Below are 20,582 nucleotides of genomic sequence, written 5' to 3'. Positions count from 1 at the left end.
CTTCCACAATCGTGCCCACCTCCACCCGCGCACGAAAGGGACGACCGCATGGAACGGATCTGGCTGAAAAACTACCCTCCGGGGGTGCCGCACAGCGTGGAGCCCGAGCAGTACCGCTCGCTGCCGCACCTGTTCGAGGAGTCGTTCCGCAAGCATGCCGACCGCCCCTTCTCGGTCTGCATGGACCGGTGGATGACCTACGGCGAACTCGACCGCCTGTCGGCCCAGCTCGGCGCCTGGCTGCAGGGCCAGGGGCTGGAGCCCGGGGCGCGCGTGGCCATCATGCTGCCCAACGTGCCGCAGTTCGGCGTGACCATGGCGGGCGTGCTGCGCGCCGGCTACACCTGCGTGAACGTGAACCCGCTGTACACCGCGCGGGAGCTGGAGCACCAGCTCAAGGATTCCGGCGCCACCGCCATCGTGATCCTGGAGAACTTCGCCCACACCCTGGCCGAGGTGATCGACCGCACCGCCGTGCGGCACGTGTGCGTTGCCAGCATGGGCGACCTGCTGGGCGCGGCCTTCGGGCGCTGGATCACGTTCGCCGTGCGCCACCTGGCCAAGATGGTGCCGGCCTACGAGATTCCACTCACCAACGGCCGCCAGGTGGTGCCGTTCAACAAGGCGCTGGCCCTGGGCGAGCGGCGCACGCTGGCGCCCAGCCAGGCCACGCTGGATTCGACCGCCTTCCTCCAGTACACGGGCGGCACCACGGGGCTGTCGAAGGGCGCGGTGCTCACGCACCGCAACATCGTGGCCGCCACGCTGCAGGCCGAGGCGTGGTTCACGCCCGCGCTGTCCAAGGTGGGCGACGTGCGCCATGCCAACAGCATCGCGGCGCTGCCGCTGTACCACATCTTCGCGCTCACGCTGTGCCTGCTGGCGATCCGCCAGGGGTCCCACCTCACGCTGATCCCCAATCCGCGCGACATTCCGAAATTCGTCGCGGTGCTGAAGAAGCGGCCCTTCCACATGCTGCCGGCGGTCAACACGCTGTTCAACGCGCTGCTGCACCACCCGCAGTTCGCTGCGCTCGATTTTTCGCACCTGTGCGTGTCGCAGGCCGGCGGCATGGCCGCGTCGGAGGGCACGGCGCGCCAGTGGCAGAAGGTGACGGGCAGCACCATGATCGAGGGCTGGGGCATGAGCGAGACCTGCGCCATCGGCACCAACAACCCGGTGAACAACACGCAGTTCACCGGCACCATCGGCCTGCCCCTGCCGGGCATCGACATCGCCATCAAGGACGATGCCGGCGAGAGCCTGCCCATCGGCCAGTCCGGCGAGATCTGCATCCGCGGCCCCAACGTGATGACCGGCTACTACCAGCAGCCCGAGGAGAACGCCAAGGCCTTCACGGCGGACGGTTTCATGCGCACGGGAGACGTCGGCATCATGGACGAGGCCGGCTACACCCGCATCATCGACCGCAAGAAGGACATGATCCTGGTGAGCGGCTTCAACGTGTTCCCCAACGAACTGGAGCAGGTGATCTCGCTGTGCCCCGGCGTGCTGGAATGCGCGGCCATCGGAGTGCCGGACGAGAAACAGGGCGAGGCCATCAAGGTGTTCGTGGTGAAAAGCGACCCGGCGCTGTCGGAGGAAGACGTGGAGCGCTACTGCCACGAGCACCTCACCGGCTACAAGCGGCCCCGGCACATCGAGTTCCGCGATGCGCTGCCCAAGACGAATGTGGGCAAGATCTTGCGCCGGGAACTGCGCAGCTGACTGAGTTCGGCCGGCGCACGCCGGGCCGTGGCAGCCCGCGGCGGATGACGTGCCGCCCGGCCGGGGTGGCACGCGGAAGTAACAGCTGCATCCGCTGATGTCAGCCCACCCGGGTCCTGCTACTGGTCTTTCCCAGGCCGGCAACAACCCGTTCGCCCTCCTTCAGCCGACCCGCGCCCCTGTGCGCGCACCCCGTCTCTCTTCCGGCCGCAGCCGCCCGCCGGACTCCCTTCCCAAGCACCACCGCACCCTGGGCTCAGGGATAATCCCCACGCGCAAACGTTTGCGCAAACGTTTGCTTTCGCTACCATGGCGGTCCGCGGCGGTTTTTCCGGATGGAGATCGGGGCTCTTTAGACAGCCCCATCGGGTCCGCAACCGGCGCATTCCGTATCCCGACAACGCCTTTTCCAGGAGACACCATGCCCTTCACCCGCCGCTCCGTTCAAACCGCCGCCGCCCTCGCCGTGCTGGGGGGCCTGCTGGCCTCGCCCGCGTTCGCGCAGGACAAGCCCAAGATCGCGCTGGTGATGAAATCGCTGGCCAACGAGTTCTTCCGCACCATGGAAGACGGCGCCAAAGCGCACCAGAAGGCGCATGCCAGCGAATACACGCTGGTGGCCAACGGCATTAAGAACGAGACGGACACCGCCGCGCAGATCAAGATGATCGAGCAGGCCGTGGCGCAGAAGGTCAACGCCATCGTGCTGGCGCCGGCCGATTCCAAGGCGCTGGTCCCGGCCGTCAAGGCGGCGGTGGACAAGGGCATCCTGGTGGTGAACATCGACAACCGCCTGGACACCGATGCACTCAAGGAAAAGAACCTGACCGTGCCCTTCGTCGGCCCCGACAACCGCGCAGGCGCCAAGCTGGTGGGCGACTACCTGGCCAAATCGATCAAGGCGGGCGACAAGGTCGGCATCATCGAAGGCGTGTCGACCACGTTCAACGCCCAGCAGCGCACGCTGGGCTTCCAGGATGCGATGAAGGCCGCCAACATCAAGGTGGTGGGCGTGCAGTCCGGTCAGTGGGAGATCGAGAAGGGCAACACGGTTGCTGCCGGCATGCTGCGCGAGCACCCCGACCTGGTGGCGCTGCTGGCCGGCAACGACAGCATGGCGCTGGGCGCGGTGGCCGCGGTGAAGGCCGCCGGCAAGGCCGGCAAGGTGCAGGTGGTGGGCTACGACAACATCAACGCGATCAAGCCCATGCTGGCCGATGGCCGCGTGCTCGCCACGGCCGACCAGTACGCCGCCAAGCAGGCCGTGTTCGGCATCGAACTGGTGCAGAAGGCCCTGGCCGCCAAGACGCCGCAGGCCCAGCTGCCGGCCGAGGTCAAGACCGAGGTGGTGCTGGTCACCAAGGACAGCAAGTAAGCGCGCCCGCAGCGCCTGCCGACCTCCTCGCCTGCCGCCTTTGATCTGAGGACCGACCCCGTGCCCCCTTTGCCGCCCGCCGCCGCGCCCGCGTCCGCCCCCCTGCTGGAGATGATCGGCGTGGGCAAGGACTACCACGCCACCACGGTGCTCCATACGGTGACGCTGTCGCTGCATGCGGGCGAGGTGCTGGCCCTCACCGGGGAGAACGGCGCGGGCAAGAGCACGCTGTCCAAGATCCTGTGCGGGCTGGAGCCGGCCTCGCGCGGCAGCATGCGGCTCGCGGGCCACCCCTATGCGCCCGCCTCGCGCCGCGACGCCGAGGGCCAGGGCGTGCGCATGGTCATGCAGGAGCTGGGCCTGATTCCCACGCTCACCGTGGCCGAGAACCTGCTGATGGGCCGCCTGCCGCACCGCGCGGGCTGGCTGCGCCGCGGCGCGCTGCATGCGGCCGCCCGCACGCAGCTGGCCAAGATCGGCCTGACCGACATCGACCCGGCCACGCCGGTCGCGCGGCTGGGGCTGGGGCAGCAGCAGATGGTGGAGATCGCCCGCAACCTGCACGACGACACGCGCGTGCTGGTGCTGGACGAGCCCACCGCCATGCTCACGCCGCGGGAGACCAACTACCTGTTTGAGCAGATCGCGCGGCTCACGGCGCGCGGGGTGGCGATCGTCTATGTGTCGCACCGGCTGGAGGAACTGCGCCGCATCGCCGACCGCGTGGCCGTGCTGCGCGACGGCGCGCTGGTGGATGCCCGCCCCATGGCCGGACTGAGCGAGGCCGATCTGGTGCAGCGCATGGTGGGCCGCGCGGTGAGCGACCTGGAACACCGCCCACGCCGCCAGGCCGGCCCGGTGGTGCTGCGCACCGAGGGCCTGGGCCGGGGCACGGCGGTACAGGACGTGAACCTGGAGCTGCGCGCGGGCGAGGTCTTCGGCATCGCCGGCTTGGTGGGCTCGGGCCGCACCGAGCTGCTGCGCCTGCTGTTCGGCGCCGACCGGGCGGACCGGGGCACGGTGGTGCTGTCCGAAGGACATGATCCAAATCGGCCTCCAGCACAATCGGTACTAGGGCATACCGCTACAAATTCAATAGCAAACAATTTCTACGAGCCGCGCGAACGCCGCATTCCGCGTGGCTTCGCCTCGCCGATGCAGGCCATCGCCGCGGGCATCGGGCTGGTGGCGGAGGACCGCAAGTCGCAGGGCCTGCTGCTCACGCAGCCGATCCGCGTGAACGCCACGCTGTCCGACCTGTCGGCCGTCTCGCGCCTGGGCTGGCTGCGCCGGGCGCACGAAAGCAGCGTGGTGCAGGGTTTCATCCGCACGCTGGGCGTGCGCTGCCGCGGGCCCGAGCAGCCCGTGGGCCAGCTGTCGGGGGGCAACCAGCAGAAGGTGGTGTTCGCCCGCTGGCTGCACCGCGACGGCCGCGTGCTGCTGCTGGACGAGCCCACGCGCGGCGTGGACGTGGGCGCGCGCGCCGACCTGTATGCCGAACTCGACCGCATGGCGGACGCCGGGCGTGCGCTGTGCATGGTGTCGTCCGACCTGCGCGAACTGATGGCCATGGCCGACCGCATCGGCGTGATGAGCGCCGGGCGCCTGGTGGCCGTGTTCGAACGCGGCCAGTGGACCGAACAGTCCCTGCTCGCGGCCGCTTTTTCCGAACCCGGTGGCCGCACGGCCGCCCAAAAACCCCTTTCCGCATGAACACCCCCGCACCGGCGCCCCAGGCCGCCGCCCCTTCTTCTTCCGCCGCCACATCCGCCTCCGTCTGGCGCACGCAACTGGGCACCTTCCTGGGGCTGGCGGCGGTGCTGGTCGGCATGGTCGTGCTGTTTTCGTGGATGTCCGAGTACTTCTGGAGCCGCGAGACCTTCGTCACCATCGCCAACGAGATCCCGGCGCTGGCCGTGATGGCGGTGGGCATGACGTTCGTGCTCATCATCGCGGGCATCGACCTGTCGGTGGGCTCGGTGATGGCGCTGTCGGCAGCCACGTCGGCCGCCGCCATCCTGCAGTGGAAATGGAGCGTGCCGGCCGCGGCCGCGCTGGCGCTGGCCACCGGCCTGATCTGCGGCACGGTGACCGGTGCGGTGTCGGTGGCCTGGCGCCTGCCCTCGTTCATCGTCTCGCTGGGCATGCTGGAGGCGGTGCGCGGCGGCGCCTACGTGGTGACCGATTCGCGCACGCAATACGTGGGCGATGCCATCTCCTGGCTGTCGGCACCCGTGGCGGGCGGCGTCTCGGTCGCGTTCGTGCTGGCCCTCGTGCTGGTGGTGGTGGCGCAGCTGGTGCTGTCGCGCACGGTGTTCGGCCGGTGCCTGGTGGGCATCGGCACCAACGAAGAGGCCATGCGCCTGGCGGGCGTGGACCCGCGCCCCATCCGCATCGCGGTGTTCGCGCTCACCGGCCTGCTGGCCGGGCTGGCGGGGCTGATGCAGTCCGCGCGCCTGGAAGCGGCCGACCCCAATGCCGGCACCGGCATGGAGCTGCAGGTGATCGCCGCCGTGGTGATCGGCGGCACCAGCCTGATGGGCGGGCGCGGCTCGGTCATCACCACCGCGTTCGGCGTGCTCATCATCGCGGTGCTGGAGGCGGGCCTGGCGCAGATCGGCGCGAGCGAGCCGAGCAAGCGCATCATCACCGGCTGCGTGATCGTGGCCGCCGTGATCGTCGATACCGTGCGCCAGCGCCGGGCAGCCGTTTAATCCCCGGGCCGCCCCGCACCTGCACCCCTGATCCCATGGCCACCATCAAGGACGTCGCCCGCCGTGCCGAAGTGTCGGTGACCACCGTGTCGCACGTGGTCAACGGCACGCGCCACGTGAGTGCCGAGGGCCGCGCGCGCGTGGAGGCCGCGATCCGCGAGCTGGGCTACGTGCCCAGCGCCATCGCGCGCAGCCTCAAGCGCAACCACACGCGCACCCTGGGCATGCTGATCCCCAACAGCTCCAACCCGTACTTCGCCGAGGTGGTGCACAGCGTGGAGGACCGCTGCTTCGGCGCCGGCTACAACCTCATCCTGTGCAACACCAACGACGAGGCGCAGCGCCAGGCCTCCTACCTGCAGGTGCTGGCCGAGCGGCGCATCGACGGGCTGATCGTGGTCTCGACCGGGCACGACGCCACGCTGGCGCGGCAGCTGGAAAACCTTTCGATCCCCACCGTGCTCGTGGACCGCGAGATCGAGGTGCCCCAGCCGCCCTGCGACCTGGTGGAAACCGCGCACGCCCAGGGCGGGCGGCTGGCCACCCGCCACCTGCTGGACCTGGGGCACCGCCGCATCGCCTGCATCGGCGGGCCGCAGGGGCTGGCGCCCAGCGAGCAGCGCATCGCGGGCTGGCGCGAGGCGCTGGCCGAGGCCGGTGCTTCCTCCGAGGGCATGCTGTCGCACGGCAACTTCACCAGCCAGAGCGGCTACGAGGCCATGCAGGCGCTGTTCCGTGCTCCTTCCGCACCGAGCGCCGTCTTCGTGTGCAACGACCTCATGGCCATGGGTGCGCTGTGCGCCGCGAACGAGCGGCAGCTGCGCATTCCCGATGCCCTGTCGGTCGTCGGCTTCGACGACATCGAACTGGCCGCCTTCACCAGCCCGCCGCTCACCACCGTCGCCCAGCCCAAGCTGCGCATCGGCACGCTGGCGGTGGACATGCTGCTCGAACGCATCGACGGCAAGCGGCAGGAGCCGCGCCAGATGCTGCTGCAACCCGAACTGCGCGTGCGGGCTTCCACGGCCCGGTACCTTTTTTCCTGACCCTGCCGGGCTCCTTTCCTTTTTTTGTCCCTTCTTTCCCGCGCATGAACGCCGCCTCTCCCTCCCGCCCCCGCATTGCCGTCGTCGGCAGCCTCAACATGGACCTGGTGCTGCGCGTGCCCCAGGCGCCCGGCGCCGGCGAAACCGTCATGGCGCACTCGCTGAACCACATTCCCGGCGGCAAGGGCGGCAACCAGGCCGTGGCATGCGCCCGCCTGGGCGCGGACGTGCACCTGTTCGGGCGCGTGGGCGCCGACGGCAACGGCCAGGCGCTGCGGGCAGCGCTTGACGCCGACGGCATCGACCACTCGGGTGTGCAGACCGACGACAGCGCCCCGACCGGTCTGGCCGCCATCGTGGTGGACGACGCGGCGCAAAACCGCATCGTCGTGGCCGCTGGGGCCAACCTGCAGTTCGTGCTGGACCCCGCCACCCTGGCACCCGCGGTGCAGGGAGCAGCCTGCCTGGTCGCCCAGTTCGAAGTGCCGCTGCCCCAGGTGCTGGCCGCGGCCGCCCAGGCGCACGCCGCCAGTTGCCGCGTGGTGCTGAACCCCTCGCCCATGCAGCCCCTGCCCGATGCGCTGTGGCCGCTGGTGGACACGCTGGTCGTGAACGAGGTCGAGGCCGCCGCCCTGGTGGGTGGTGCTGTCCAGACCCCGGACGAGGCGGCGCACGCCGCCCGGCGGCTGCGCGCGCGCGGCCCGGCGCGCGTCGTGGTCACGCTCGGCGCCGCCGGCGCCGTGGCGGCCGATGCCTATGGCTGCCGCCACCACCCCGGCATGGCCGTGCAGGCCGTGGACACCACCGCCGCCGGAGACACCTTCCTGGGGGCGCTCGCCGTCGCGCTCGGACGGGGCGAGGCGCTCGACCCCGCCGTGCAGGGCGGCATCCGTGCCGCGGCGCTGTGCGTGACCCGGCCCGGCGCCCAGCCCTCCATCCCCACGCGCGACGCCGTCGCCGCCAGCCCCCGCCCACCCGACTGGAGATTGCTATGAAACGCCGCGCTTTGCTGCACGCCGAACTCTCGCATGCCATCGCCTGCATGGGCCACGGCGACATGCTGGTCATCGGGGACGCGGGCCTGCCCATTCCCTCCGGGCCACGCCGCATCGACCTGGCCGTCACGGCCGGCATCCCCGCCGTGGACGAGGTGCTGTGCGCCGTCCTCTCCGAACTGCAGGTGGAGCGCGCCATCGTCGCCACCGAAGCCGTCGAACGCGCCGAAGGCCAGTTGCCGGACTGGTGCCTGCTGCCCGTGGCACCCGAGACCGTGCCGCACGAGGAATTCAAACGGCTGTGCCAGCAGGCGCGGGTGATGGTGCGCACCGGCGAATGCACGCCCTATGCGAATGTCATACTCATTGCCGGCGTGACGTTCTAGACGGCCCGGGGCGGCGCGCCATGAAAGCCACCGCCATGCCCCCCCTTTCGACGCCCTCCGGCCCCGCGCCCCTGCCCCCCGGCATGACCGTGCTGGAGCGCGGCTGGCTGTCGGCCAACAACATCGTGTTCATCGGCGCCGGGCACACGGCGGTGGTGGACACCGGCTACTGCACCCATGCCGCGCAGACCGTCGCGCTGCTGCAGGGCGCACTGCAGGGCCGCGCGCTGGACCGCGTGCTCAACACCCACCTGCACAGCGACCATTGCGGCGGCAACGCCGCGCTGCAGGCGGCCTGGCCCGCCCTCGGCACCTTCATCCCCCCGGGCCAGGCGGCCCATGTGCGCCAGTGGGACGCCGACGCCCTGAGCTACACGCCCACGGGCCAGGACTGCCCACCGTTTCGCATGGACGGAGTGCTGCAGCCGGGCACTGAAGTGATGCTCGGCGACCGGGCCTGGCAGGTGCATGCGGCCCCCGGGCACGACCCGCATTCGATCGTGCTGTTCGAGCCGGTCGACGCCGTGCTGATCTCGGCCGACGCGCTGTGGGAGAACGGCTTCGGCGTGGTCTTTCCCGAGCTGGAGGGCGACAGCGCCTTCGCCGACGTGGCGGCCACGCTCGACCTGATCGAGTCGCTGGCGCCGCGCACCCTCGTGCCCGGGCATGGCCGCGTCTTCACCGGACTTGCCCCGGCGCTGGACGCCGCCCGGCGGCGGCTGGACGGCTTCGTGCAGGCACCCGAAAAGCACGCGCGCTACGCCGCCAAGGTGCTCGTGAAGTACAAGCTGCTGGAGTGGCAGCAGGCCGAGGCGCAGCGGCTCTGGGCCTGGGCCGCCGCGACGCCGTACTTCGCGCTGCTGCACGCGCGCTACTTCGCCGAGCAGCCGCTGCAGGCCTGGATGGAGGGCACGGTGCAGGACCTCGTGCGCTCTGGCGCGGCCGCCCTCCAGGGCACGCAGATCCACAACCGGTAGGGCAGAAGGCGCGGCCCCCGGCCTTGCTGGCGCGGCACGCCCGTGCCGGGGCCGCTTGCACCTCCCACCCCTCGCCCGGCGCACCTCCCGTGCGCAATTTGTGGCGGAAATCTTACAAATTGTCAGATTCCACGCCACGCCCCTGTCAGACAACACCTTAACGAGAGTGATTCGTATCAATAATCGCGGCTGTTTTTGGTTCTGACAACAAAATGAAACACTCCAACCCCGTCAAGAAACCCCGCAGCCTCCGCTTGGCCGAGGGCGTTGCCGCCAGCCTCTCCACCGCCATGCTGCTGCCCTGGGCCGCCATGGCCCAGACCGCACCGCCGCAGGACGCCACCGTCCTGCCGACCGTGACGGTGCAGGACCAGGCCATCGATCCCAACCCCAACGCCGAAGTGGGCGCGCCCTACAAGGCCAAGACCTCGGCCGACGTGCGCCACACACGGCCCCTGGCGGAAACGCCCCAGACCATTTCGGTGGTGACCAAGGCCGCGATCGACGACTCCGGCTTCACCGACCTCAAGCAGATCCTCGCGGCCCAGCCCGGCATCACCCTGGGCACGGGCGAGAACGGCAACGCCTTCGGCGACCGCTACATCATCCGCGGCCAGGAAGCCCGCAGCGACGTGTTCGTGGACGGCCTGCGAGACCCCGGCATGACGACGCGCGAGAGCTTCGCCATCGAGCAGCTCGAAATCACCAAGGGCCCGAACTCGACCTTTGCCGGCCGCGGCTCGGCCGGTGGCGCGATCAACGCCATCACCAAGCAGGCCACGCTGGACTACGACTTTTCGCGCATCTCCGTGGGCGCGGGCAGCGACGGCTACCGCCGCGCCACGCTGGATGCCAACAAGGGCTTCTCGGATCAGTTCGCGCTGCGCGCCAACGCGCTGTACAGCACCGAAGGCGTGCCGGACCGCGACCCGTCCAAGCGCCGCCGCGAGGGCCTGGCGCTGTCGGGCCTGTGGGAAGCCAATGCCAACCTGTCGGTCACGCTGGACTACTACGGCCTGCGCGCCAGGGACAAGTACCCCGACCTGGGCAGCTACCTGCTCGGCACGGTGCCCAACCGCGTGCCCGCCACCGGCGTGCCCGTGTACGCGCAGAGCCAGGACTTCCTGAACTCCGACGTGGACGCCCTGACGGCACGCGTCAAGTGGCGCATCGCGCCCGACAAGACCCTCACCAGCCTGACGCGCTACGGCACGTCCGACAACGGCTACGTGGTCACCGGCGCCTCGGGCGGCACGCGCTACAGCAACGGCACGCCGTTCACCAGCGCCTCGCTGAGCACGCACAACGGCTGGCAGGAAGTGAAGTACTTCGCGCACCAGACCAACCTGCGCTGGGACACCGAGATCGCCGGCAAGAAGAACGAACTCATCTTCGGCCTCGAATACACGGACCACCAGGTGACGCGCGGCAACTACGCCGTCACCAACACCGGCGCATTCAACTGCCGCACGCAGGCGGGCACGGGCGCCAACACGGCCTATTGCCTCTCGGGCCCCTCGGGCGCCGTCACGCCGGGCCTGAACTCCATCATGGGCCGGCAGATCGCCCAGACGCCCTGGGCCAACGACTGGCAGGTCAAGAGCTTCGCGCTCAGCGCCATGGACACGGTGGACCTGACCGACCAATGGACGGTGTTCGGCGGCGTGCGCGCCGACTACACCGACTTCAGCCTCGTCACGCGCAACGCCACCACGGCCGCGCAGACGGGCAACTACAGCTACACCGACACCCTGCTCAACGGCCACCTGGGCGTGTCGTACAAGATCAACCCCATGGGCATCGTGTACGCCAGCTACGGCTCGGCCCAGGACATCAACGGCGGCGAATCCGACACCGGCACCAGCAGCGGCTACGGCGGCCTGGTGGTCTACAACGGCAGCGCCGCCGGCGCCAAGCCCGAGACCTCGCGCAATCTGGAAATCGGCACCAAGTGGAACCTGCTGGACAACAAGCTGCTGTTCACGGCCGCGGCGTTCCAGACCACCAAGTCCGACGTGATGGAAGGCGCCAACTACGACTCGCTGGGCACCTTCAACACCGGCAAGAACCGCGTGCGCGGCGTCGAATTCGGCCTGGTGGGCAACGTGACCTCCCAGTTCACGGTGCAGGCCGGGGTGGCGTTCATGAAGTCCAAGGTGCTCAAGTCGGCCACGGCGGCCAACGTGGGCCTGCCGCTGTCGAACTTCGCCGACCGCTCGTTCTCGGTGCAGGGCAAGTACCAGCTGACCCCCGCGCTGTCCGTGGGCGCCACGGCGCGGCACGAAAGCGACCGCTGCGGCGGCCAGCCCGACACCGGCGCGAGCTACACCAACGGCACCTGCGCGCAGCCCGTGCCCTCGTTCACCGTGTACGACCTGTTCGCCTCGTACCGCCTGAACAAGCACGCCGACATCCGCGTCAACGTGCTCAACGCCGGCGACAAGGACTACTACACGGCGGTGTACCGCTCGGGCTCGTTCCTGTACAAGGGCGACGGGCGTGCGGTGCGCGTCACGCTCGACTACGAGTTCTGATCGGCGCGCTGGCAACGGCGCCCCGGGTCTGATCCAATGCCGGGCTCTGCCCGGCATTGCCGCTTTCAACGATGACCCCAGCCCCTCCCTTCACCGCACCGCCTCCGCCGCCGGACCGCATTCCGCCCGGCGTGCACGGCGCGCTCGACTACGCCCTGCTCGCGCCCAAGCACATGGATGCCGCGCACCACGCCTACGTGGCGGGCGGCGGCGGCCTGGGCACGTCGGCACAGGCCAACCGGCGCGCCTTCGACGGCTGGGCCGTGCTGCCCCGGCTGCTGCGCGACGTGCGCCATGGCCATGTGCGGGCGGTGGTGGGCGGCGAGGCCTGGGAGCACCCGCTGGCCCTCGCACCGGTGGCGTTCCAGGCCCTGGCACACCCGCACGGCGAGATCGCCATCGCGCGCGCGGCCGAGGCCACCGGCACCTGCCTGGTCGCCAGCACCCTGTCGTCCCGCACGCTCGAATCGATCGCGCAGGCCAGCGGCCCGGCGCGCTGGTTCCAGCTGTACTTCCAGCCACGGCGGGAGGACACGCTGCAGCTGGTTCGCCGCGCCGAGGCGGCCGGCTACCGCGCGATCGTCGTCACGCTGGACGCGGCCCTGCAGACCGCCGGCCGCCAGGCACTGGCGGCGGGCTTTCGCATGCCGCCGACCTGCGTGGCCGAGAACCTGCGCGGCCAGGCGGCGGTGGAGCCGCCCGCCCCGCAGCCGGGCCAGGGCCGGGTCTTCCATGCCATGCACTTCGCGCCCACCTGGGCCGACCTGGACTGGCTGATGGCGCAGACGCACCTGCCCGTCTGGATCAAGGGCGTGCTGCACCCCGACGACGCCACCGCCTTGCAGGCCCGGGGCGTGGCGGGCATTGTCGTCTCCAACCACGGTGGGCGCGGGCTGGACGGCGCCCCCGCCAGCCTGCAGATGCTGCCCGCCGTGCGAGCGGCGGTGGGCCCCGGCTGGCCCGTGCTGTTCGATGGCGGCATCCGGAGCGGCACCGACGTGTTCAAGGCGCTGGCGCTCGGCGCCGATGCCGTGCTGATCGGCCGGCTGCAGGTCTATGCGCTGGCGGTGGCCGGCGCGCTGGGCGTGGCCCACCTGCTGCGCCTGCTGATCGAAGAACTGCAGGCCTGCATGGCGCTGGCCGGCTGCGCCACGCTGGCCGACATCGGCCCGGGCGCGCTCGTGGCCCAGCCGCCGGCCTTTCCCTCCTTGTCCGAAGAAACGCCATGCTGATCACCCTCGAACACGTTCTGGACGCGGACGAAATCCGCCACTTCCGCCAGCGCCTGGATGGCGCCGACTGGCGCAGCGGCAGCGCCACCGCCGGCACGCTGGCGCGGTCGGTCAAGCGCAACGAACAGCTCGACGACGCCAGCGAGGTGGCGGTGGAACTGGGCCAGCACCTGCTGCGGGTGCTGGGCCGCCACCCCACCTTCATCGCGGCCGCCCTGCCACGCAGGATCCACCCGCCGAAGTTCAACCGCTACGCCGACGGCGGCACCTATGGCGCGCACGTGGACAGCGCCATCATGCAGTGGCCCGGCACGCAGCAGTCGATGCGCACCGACGTGTCGGCCACGCTGTTCCTCGCCGATCCGCACGAATACGACGGCGGGGAGCTGGAGATCGAAGGCCCGTTCGGCGTGCAGAGCGTCAAGCTCGAAGCCGGCGACCTGGTGCTCTACCCTTCCAGCAGCCTGCACCGCGTGACGCCGGTCACGCGCGGCGCGCGCATCGCCTCGTTCTTCTGGATCGAAAGCCTGGTGCAGGACGAGGGCGACCGCACGCTGCTCTTCGATCTGGACCAGACCATCCAGCGCCTGACCCCCTCGCTGGACGCCGCCGACCCGCGGCTGCTGCAGCTCACGGGCGTGTACCACAATCTCCTGCGCCGCTGGGCGCAGACCTGACACGCTGCGCTGTTCGAAACCGTTTCGTCCTCCCATTCCCTTTCTTTGCAGGAGCCCACCATGAATTCCACCCCCTTTCGCCGTGCCGCCATCGCCCTGGCCCTGACTGTGGCCGCCAGCGGTGCCTGGGCGCACGGCGACGTGCAGTGCCCCGCCCATCCCGCTTCGGAATGGCGCCCCCACACCGAGTTGCAGGAAAAGCTGGTCAAGGAAGGCTGGACCGTGCGCCGCATGGAAAAGACCCCCACCTGCTACGAGGTGTACGGCAAGGACCCGCAGGGCAAGCGCGTGGAAGCGTTCTTCGACCCCAAGACGCTGGAACGCGTTGAAGAAAAGTAACCCGCCCCACCCGCCTGTTCCCGTGTGGGACGCGGCGGTGCGGCTCCTGCACTGGTCGCTGGTGGCCTCGGTCGCCGCGGCCTGGATCACCCGCCACCGGCTGGGGCCCCTGCACGAGAACCTGGGCTACGCCGCCCTGGCCATCGCCTGCGCACGCGTGGCCTGGGGCTTCGCGGGCCGGCACCACGCGCGCTTCGCGCAGTTCGTGCGCGGGCCGGCCGCCACCTGGGCCTACGCGCGGGCCGTGGGCGCGGGACGCGCGCCGCGCCACCTGGGCCACAACCCGCTGGGCGGCTGGATGGTGGTGGCGCTGCTGGGCTGCATCGGTCTGCTGGGGTTCACCGGTTGGCTCTACACCACCGACTTGTTCTGGGGCTACGGCTGGCTCGCCAACCTGCACGAGGGCCTGGGCTGGACCCTGCTGGGCCTGGTCGCCCTGCACGTGGGCGGCGTGCTGTTCACCGGGTACAAGCACCGCGAGAATCTCGTGCGGGCCATGGTCACCGGGCGCAAGGCCCCGCCCACGGGCGACGACGTGCCTTGAGCGCCGGCAGGCCGGGCTTCAGAAGCGGTGCTGCTGCGCGCACCCCATCACGTGGTTGCGGTCGTTGGAAATGCACTGGTAGAAGTCGCGCTTGACGCCCGTGGCCGATTCACAGTCGCCGACCGTGATGTGGCTGCGCGTGGCGCGGATCTTGCCCGCCGTGGCTTCGTATTGCTCGCGGGTCAGGTAGCCGTCGCGTGCGTTCTTGTCGCCGGTCTCCAGCATGGTGTCCAGGCCCGAGGTCGCGTTGCTCACTGCCCTGCCGCAGGACAGCGGCACCTTGCCCGGCTGCGTCTTGGTCAAACCCTGCGCCAGGCCATTCACCTGGTCCTGCACGTCCCGGGGCAGCTTGCGCGGCGCGGCGGCGGAACCGGTCCCGCCGCTGCTGCCGAACGGCACCGTGTTGTGCAACTGCGGCTGCTCGGCCGTGGACAGGTCCGGCGGCTGCTGGCCATACTGCGTGCGGCCCTGCGCATCCACCCACTTGTAGACCGGCTGCGCCGAAACGGCCCCGCACAGCAACCCGGCTGCCAAGGCGATGGCCGCAGCGGCCCCGATTCTCTTCTTGTTGGACATGGTTTTTTTTATGAAACGGCCGCCCTCCGCGGCGGGGTGAAACCGCGGTGCCGGGCGCCCTCGCACCCGGCACCGCGCAGGAATCAGGGCAGGTCCTTGTTCGGCTCCGGCACCGCGGCATCGCGCGGCCCCACGCTGCCCAGCCGCCCCTTGAGCGACTGCGGCTGTCCGCTCAGGATCGCGGCGTACAGCGTCGTGTTGGCCAGCACCTTCTTCACGTAGTCGCGCGTTTCGCTGAAAGGCACGTTCTCCGCCCAGATGGCCGCCTCCAGCAGCGGGCCGTTGCGCCAGTTGCGCGGGCGGCCCGGGCCGGCGTTGTAGGCCGCAGCGGCCAGGGGCATGGAGCCGTCGAAATCGTCCAGCGCCAGCTTGAGGTAGGCGGTGCCGATGGTGATGTTGGTCTCGCGGTCGTTGATCTGGTCGGGCGTGAAATTCGCCATGCCGATCTTGCGGGCCGTCCAGCGGGCCGTGGCCGGCATCACCTGCATGAGGCCGGAAGCCCCCACGCCCGAGCGCGCGTCCATGACGAAGCGGCTTTCCTGGCGGATGAGCCCGTACACGTAGGCCGGGTCGAGCCCGATGGCCTGCGACCGCGCCACCACCGTGCTGCGAAACGGCATGGGAAAGCGCTGCGATGCGTCGAACGCCGCCTTGGTGCGCTCGCTGGTGTTGATGCAGCGGTCCCACACCTCGCGCTGGCAGGCGAACTCGGCGGCGGCCAGCAGCTCGCGGTCGGCCATGCCGCCCGGGCTGTGCAGGTTGGTGGCGTAGTTCCATTCGCGCACGCCTTCGCCGCGAAGCCCCAGCAAGATGGCGTACAGCCCGCGGTTGAGCGACGGGTTGGCGCGCACGGCGGCCTTTTCCTCGGGCGTCGGCGGCAGGGGCGCGGCCGGCAGCACCACGCGATGTCCCAGCTCTTCCAGGGCCAGCATTTCATAGAAGCCGTTGGTGCCCGCGATGCGTTCGAGCAGCTCGCGGGCGCGGGCCTTGTCTTCGTCGCCCGGACGGTTGGACAGCCAGGCGCGGGCACGCCAGTAGGTCCACGTGCTGTCCTGGCGGGCGGTGGGCGACATGGCGTCGATGGCGCGCGCCACCTGCTTCCACTGCCCGGCCCGCAGGGCGGCGCGCACCTTCCAGCCCAGGGTGTCGTCGGACAGGTCGGCGTCCTTGGACACGTTGCCGAAGTAGCCCATGGCGTCCGGCGACAGCGCGATCGCCGTCTGCTTGCCGATCACGCCCCAGACCCAGTTGCGCTCCTCGGACGACAGCTGCACGCCCCACTTGGCATCCAGCAGCCGCGCCGCGGCGCCGGGGTCGGCCATGGCCATCTTGATGAGCCCGAGCACGACCAGCTCCTGGCGCACGCGCCCGGCGGCCGTGGCGCGGCTGGCCAGGAACTTGACGGGCGAATCGAACACCTCGCGCAGCTGCGGCAGCGCCTCGGGCGCCACGATCTCGACCGCGTTGCGCGTGGCGCGGGCGCGGTTGGCCTCGGCCGACAGGCGCGCCTTGCGCCAGATGTCCATGGCCGTGACCTTCTTGTCGGCATAGAACTCGGCCACCGCGTGCGTGCAGCCATCGTCGGCCTCGCGCTGGCCGTACCAGTTGCGCAGCACTTCCTCGATGGCGCCGGCCGGCGCCGTGCCCTTGATCTGCTCGATCAGCAGCGCGTAGCAGCGCACCTCGCGGTCGTCTCCCATGCGGAACTGCGGGTGCAGCTCGGAAAACTGCACCCAGTCGCGGCGCTGGCCCACCAGCAGCAGCCAGTCGTTGCGCAGGCGGTCTTCCTGGTAGGTGCCGGCGTAGCGCTGCAGGAAGGCGCCCACCTCCTGCGGCAGGGCCTCGCCGAGGCGGGTCCGCAGCTCCCAGTAGGCGGCCCAGGGCTCGAGCACGTGGCCACGGGCACTCGGCAGCAGCTGGGTGAGCCGTTGCCGGTCGCCCTTGCGGAAGGCCTGCTGCATCTCCAGCAGGGTATCGTCACCCCGGTTTTGCGCGACCGCAAGGGTCGCGCCACCGGCGAGCAAGGCGCCCGCGACGAGCGGTGTCAGAATCTTGAGCAATTGCATTGGGGGAATTATGTGATGGACAAAGCAGCCCTGCGCCGCGCACTGGTAGAAGAACGCCTGAACCTCCCCGACCGCCTACAGCGGGCGGACCTGCTTCAGCGCGTCATGCGAATCTGGCTGGTGGACCGGCCCGACACCGTCATCGGAGCCTACTGGCCCATCAAGGGCGAGTTCGACCCGCTCCCGGCGCTGCACCGCTGGAAGGAAGACGGCGAACTGCTCGACGAGCCCCAGCGGCGCCGCATCGGCCTGCCGGTGGTGGACAAGGTGCACAAGACCCTCACCTTCCATGCCTGGTACCCCGGCTGCCCGATGGAGGAGGACGCCTACGGCATCCCCAAGCCCAAGGACACCGAGGTGATCGTGCCCTCGCTGCTGTTCGTGCCCTGCGTGGGCTACGGCCCCGGCGGCTACCGGCTGGGCTACGGCGGCGGCTTCTACGACCGCACGCTGGCCACGCTGCAGCCGGTGCCCACCACGGTGGGCCTGGGCTTCACGCACGGCTACATCGACGACTTCGAGCCCGAGGCCCACGACCTGCCACTGAACGCCATCCTGAACGACAACGGCGTGGTCTGGCCGATCTGACCGGCCAGGGCCGCCAGGCACCGCTGATGCGCGGCGCGCATCAGTCGCCCGGCGAAAAGGCATCGAAAGGCTGCTCGACGGCGTCGTAGGATGCACCTCCCGTTTTCCGAGGTGAATCCCATGTTCCAGCTCTACATCGGCAACAAGAACTACTCCTCCTGGTCCATGCGCCCCTGGGTGCTGCTGCGCCAGGCCGGCATCGCGTTCGAGGAAGTGCCGCTGCGTTTCGACAGCTTCGACGAAGGCTCGCAGTTCAAGCAGAAGATCCAGGCGGTCACGCCCACCGGCAAGGTGCCCGTGCTGGTCGACGGCAACCTGGCCGTGTGGGACACCCTGGCCATCGCCGAATACGTGGCGGAAAAGCACCCGGACAAGGCGCTGTGGCCCGCCGACGCGGCCGCCCGCGCACGGGCCCGCAGCGTGTGCGCCGAGATGCACAGCGGCTTCGCCGCGCTGCGCGGCGCCTGCCCCATGAACATCGAGGCCCGCCTGCCCGACACCGGGGCCCTGCTGTGGCGCGACCGCCCCGCCGTGCGCGCCGACGTGGCGCGGCTGATCGAAATGTGGACGGCGCTGCTGCAGGCGCACGGCGGCCCGCTGCTGTTCGGCGGATTCACCATCGCCGATGCATTCTTCGCCCCCGTGTGTTCGCGCCTGACCACCTACGCCCTGCCGCTGCCGGCGCACATCGCAGGCTATGTGGAGCGCGTGCTGGCGCTGCCGGGCGTGCAGGACTGGGTGCGCGGGGCCGAGGCCGAAGCGGACTTTCTCGACTTCGAGGAACCCTACCGGATGAGCCGCACGGCGCGCTGATCGGCGAAGCGCCCGCAGGAGGGGCGTTTCGCAAAATGGAACATCGCTTCCGGGCTGCGGCAGGGGCGTGGCGGGAGCGGCGGCACGCTGTGAACGCAGCCACTCCAGGACCAGCGTTCCATGCGTTCCACCTACTTCAGCACCCCGCCCGATCCGTCCCTGATGGGGGTGGACCGGCCCGGCCGCCCGCCCACGCGGTTCGCCATTCCACCCCCGCCGTTCACGCCGGGCCACGGCAACCTGCCGGACAGCGATTTCGGTCCGAGGGCAGACGGCAGCCTCTCGTTCGACCGGGCCGTGGCCGCGCGCCACCACCCCGAACTGCTGGCCTGCCTCGACCGGCTGCAGGGCGATTTCGAGGCGCGCGCCATCTCGGGACCGCACGGCATCAAGACCCTGCGCTACAGCCATTCCTACGAGGCCCAGCGCATCGAGGTGATCCGCGGCGCGCTCGCGCGGCTGACGGCCGACAAGCGCTGAGCGGCGCGAGGGCGGCGACGCCGCGCAGCCCCCGGGCGCCAGCCGCCGTCAACTGTCTTTTGCTATATTTTCAATAGCAAACCAGGCATGAAATCCGCCGGCATGGCACCTGTTTGGCCTTGAATCGATCGCGCGGACCGTTGGGCAGATGCCAACCGGGTCCGCAACGCCGCGCCGTACACTGCCGCCCATGCAAATCTACATGGTGGGCGGCGCGGTGCGCGACAGGCTGCTGGGCCGCCCGGTCAACGACAGGGACTGGGTCGTCGTCGGCGCCACGCCCGACGAGATGGCGGCGCAGGGCTACCTGCCCGTCGGGCGCGACTTCCCGGTGTTCCTGCATCCCCAGACGCACGAGGAATACGCCCTGGCGCGCACCGAGCGCAAGAGCGGGCGCGGCTACCGCGGCTTTGCGGTGCAGGCCTCGCCCGAGGTCACGCTGGAGGAGGACCTCTCGCGCCGCGACCTCACGATCAACGCCATCGCGCAGCCGGCCGATGCGGCCGGTGCCTCTGCCTCCGACCCCTCGGCAACGCATGGCCTGTGCGACCCCTACGGCGGCGTGCGCGACCTGCAGGCGCGCGTGCTGCGCCACGTGACTGACGCCTTCCGCGAAGACCCCGTGCGCATCCTGCGCGTGGCCCGCTTCGCCGCGCGCTTCACCGACTTCACCGTGGCCCCCGAGACCCTGGCGCTCATGCGGGAGATGGTCGAGGCCGGCGAGGTGGACCACCTGGTGGCCGAGCGTGTCTGGCAGGAACTGGCCCGCGGCCTGATGGAGCCCGCGCCATCGCGCATGTTCGAAGTGCTGCGCGCCTGCGGGGCGCTGGCCGTGCTGCTGCCGGAGCTCGACCGCCTGTGGGGCGTGCCCCAGCGCGCGGAGTACCACCCCGAGGTCGACACCGGCGTGCACGTGATGATGGTGCTGGACATGGCCGCGCGGCTGCAGGCGCCCCTGGCCGTGCGCTTCGCCTGCCTGGTGCACGACCTCGGCAAGGGCACCACCGCGGCCGACGTGCTGCCGCGCCACATCGGCCACGAAACCCGCAGCGCCGAACTGCTGCGCGACGTGTGCGAGCGCCTGCGCGTGCCGGTGGACTGCCGCGAAACCGCCGACGTGGTGGCGCGCGAGCACGGTCACATCCACCGCAGCGCGGACCTCAACGCCGCCGCCCTGGTGCGGCTCCTGGAGCGTTGCGACGCCCTGCGCAAGCCGGCGCGCTTTGCCGAGGTGCTGCTGGCCTGCGAATGCGATGCGCGGGGCCGGCTCGGCTTCGAAGAGACGCCCTACCCCCAGCGCCCCCGGCTGGCAGCCATCCTCGCGGCGGCGCAGTCGGTGGTGACGGCGGAGATTGCCGCCCGCGCCGCGGCGGCGGGCGCGGCGGGCTCCCAGGTGGGCGAATGGATCCGCAAGGCGCGGGTGAGCGCGGTGGCCGACTGGCTGGCCGCACAGGGCGGATGCCCTTCCTCTGCCCGGGGGCGCCCGCCAGCGGACCGTTGAAAGCGATCGCC

19 protein-coding genes are annotated in these 20,582 nt (G+C 70.5%); 17 read left to right on the top strand and 2 right to left on the bottom strand.

Features of this window, described 5'->3' with window-relative positions:
• Positions 1-48 precede the first annotated feature (48 nt).
• The 13 genes from AVME950_RS09920 (at position 49) to AVME950_RS09860 (ending at position 14,547) form a co-directional block, all read left to right on the top strand.
• A complete protein-coding gene (locus AVME950_RS09920; protein ID WP_284429694.1) occupies positions 49-1,728 on the top strand; it encodes an AMP-binding protein in 1,680 nt (559 codons plus the stop codon).
• 421 nt (positions 1,729-2,149) lie between these two features.
• Positions 2,150-3,103 carry a sugar ABC transporter substrate-binding protein gene (locus AVME950_RS09915; protein WP_284398004.1) on the top strand — a complete coding sequence of 318 codons (954 nt, stop codon included), beginning with the start codon at positions 2,150-2,152 and terminating at the stop codon, positions 3,101-3,103.
• A 111-nt stretch (positions 3,104-3,214) separates the two neighbouring features.
• Positions 3,215-4,816, top strand: coding sequence for a sugar ABC transporter ATP-binding protein (locus tag AVME950_RS09910; protein WP_284430230.1), 1,602 nt, complete (start codon positions 3,215-3,217; stop codon positions 4,814-4,816).
• Complete coding sequence (locus tag AVME950_RS09905; protein WP_272565210.1) at positions 4,813-5,817, top strand: ABC transporter permease; 1,005 nt, start codon at positions 4,813-4,815, stop codon at positions 5,815-5,817. Before AVME950_RS09910 ends, AVME950_RS09905 begins: the two co-directional genes overlap by 4 nt.
• Positions 5,818-5,852: 35 nt before the next feature.
• Entirely contained in the window at positions 5,853-6,863 is a 1,011-nt protein-coding gene (locus tag AVME950_RS09900; protein ID WP_284425368.1) for a LacI family DNA-binding transcriptional regulator, read from the top strand.
• 44 nt (positions 6,864-6,907) lie between these two features.
• Complete coding sequence (gene rbsK / locus AVME950_RS09895) at positions 6,908-7,858, top strand: ribokinase (RefSeq protein WP_284429693.1); 951 nt, start codon at positions 6,908-6,910, stop codon at positions 7,856-7,858.
• Complete coding sequence (gene rbsD, locus AVME950_RS09890; protein ID WP_284429692.1) at positions 7,855-8,244, top strand: D-ribose pyranase; 390 nt, start codon at positions 7,855-7,857, stop codon at positions 8,242-8,244. Before rbsK ends, rbsD begins: the two co-directional genes overlap by 4 nt.
• Positions 8,245-8,279: 35 nt before the next feature.
• Complete coding sequence (locus AVME950_RS09885; protein ID WP_284429691.1) at positions 8,280-9,221, top strand: MBL fold metallo-hydrolase; 942 nt, start codon at positions 8,280-8,282, stop codon at positions 9,219-9,221.
• A gap of 212 nt (positions 9,222-9,433) precedes the next feature.
• Positions 9,434-11,755 carry a TonB-dependent receptor gene (locus AVME950_RS09880; protein ID WP_284429690.1) on the top strand — a complete coding sequence of 774 codons (2,322 nt, stop codon included), beginning with the start codon at positions 9,434-9,436 and terminating at the stop codon, positions 11,753-11,755.
• Between the two features lie 71 nt (positions 11,756-11,826).
• The gene (locus AVME950_RS09875; RefSeq protein ID WP_284429689.1) at positions 11,827-12,987 is read left to right on the top strand and encodes an alpha-hydroxy acid oxidase; all 1,161 of its coding nucleotides are present in this window, start codon (positions 11,827-11,829) and stop codon (positions 12,985-12,987) included.
• Positions 12,981-13,664: a Fe2+-dependent dioxygenase gene (locus AVME950_RS09870; RefSeq protein WP_284429688.1), complete on the top strand. Its 684-nt coding sequence runs from the start codon at positions 12,981-12,983 to the stop codon at positions 13,662-13,664. The genes AVME950_RS09875 and AVME950_RS09870 overlap by 7 nt, the downstream gene beginning before the upstream one ends.
• Positions 13,665-13,724: 60 nt before the next feature.
• Positions 13,725-14,003, top strand: coding sequence for a PepSY domain-containing protein (locus AVME950_RS09865; RefSeq protein WP_284404820.1), 279 nt, complete (start codon positions 13,725-13,727; stop codon positions 14,001-14,003).
• The gene (locus tag AVME950_RS09860) at positions 13,990-14,547 is read left to right on the top strand and encodes a cytochrome b/b6 domain-containing protein (protein WP_272565220.1); all 558 of its coding nucleotides are present in this window, start codon (positions 13,990-13,992) and stop codon (positions 14,545-14,547) included. Before AVME950_RS09865 ends, AVME950_RS09860 begins: the two co-directional genes overlap by 14 nt.
• 18 nt (positions 14,548-14,565) lie before the next feature.
• Here the strand turns inward: AVME950_RS09860 and AVME950_RS09855 are convergent, their stop codons facing one another.
• Positions 14,566-15,123 (bottom strand): DUF4124 domain-containing protein, encoded by a 558-nt coding sequence (locus AVME950_RS09855; RefSeq protein WP_284429687.1) that lies wholly within the window; start codon positions 15,121-15,123, stop codon positions 14,566-14,568.
• Between the two features lie 83 nt (positions 15,124-15,206).
• Positions 15,207-17,189 (bottom strand): lytic transglycosylase domain-containing protein, encoded by a 1,983-nt coding sequence (locus AVME950_RS09850; RefSeq protein ID WP_284429686.1) that lies wholly within the window; start codon positions 17,187-17,189, stop codon positions 15,207-15,209.
• 15 nt (positions 17,190-17,204) lie between these two features.
• Between AVME950_RS09850 and AVME950_RS09845 the strand changes: the two genes are divergently transcribed.
• From AVME950_RS09845 to AVME950_RS09830, 4 genes are all read left to right on the top strand, one after another.
• Entirely contained in the window at positions 17,205-17,777 is a 573-nt protein-coding gene (locus tag AVME950_RS09845; protein WP_272565224.1) for a 5-formyltetrahydrofolate cyclo-ligase, read from the top strand.
• 120 nt (positions 17,778-17,897) lie between these two features.
• Positions 17,898-18,590, top strand: a complete 693-nt coding sequence (locus tag AVME950_RS09840) for a glutathione S-transferase family protein (RefSeq protein WP_284429685.1) — start codon at positions 17,898-17,900, stop codon at positions 18,588-18,590.
• 120 nt (positions 18,591-18,710) lie between these two features.
• Entirely contained in the window at positions 18,711-19,070 is a 360-nt protein-coding gene (locus AVME950_RS09835; protein ID WP_284429684.1) for a hypothetical protein, read from the top strand.
• A gap of 190 nt (positions 19,071-19,260) precedes the next feature.
• Complete coding sequence (locus AVME950_RS09830) at positions 19,261-20,571, top strand: multifunctional CCA addition/repair protein (RefSeq protein WP_284429683.1); 1,311 nt, start codon at positions 19,261-19,263, stop codon at positions 20,569-20,571.
• Positions 20,572-20,582: the final 11 nt, after the last annotated feature.

Origin of the sequence: Acidovorax sp. SUPP950, assembly GCF_030158935.1 — a bacterium.
GTDB lineage: Bacteria > Pseudomonadota > Gammaproteobacteria > Burkholderiales > Burkholderiaceae_C > Paracidovorax.
This window is presented reverse-complemented; position numbering and strand designations above follow the sequence as displayed.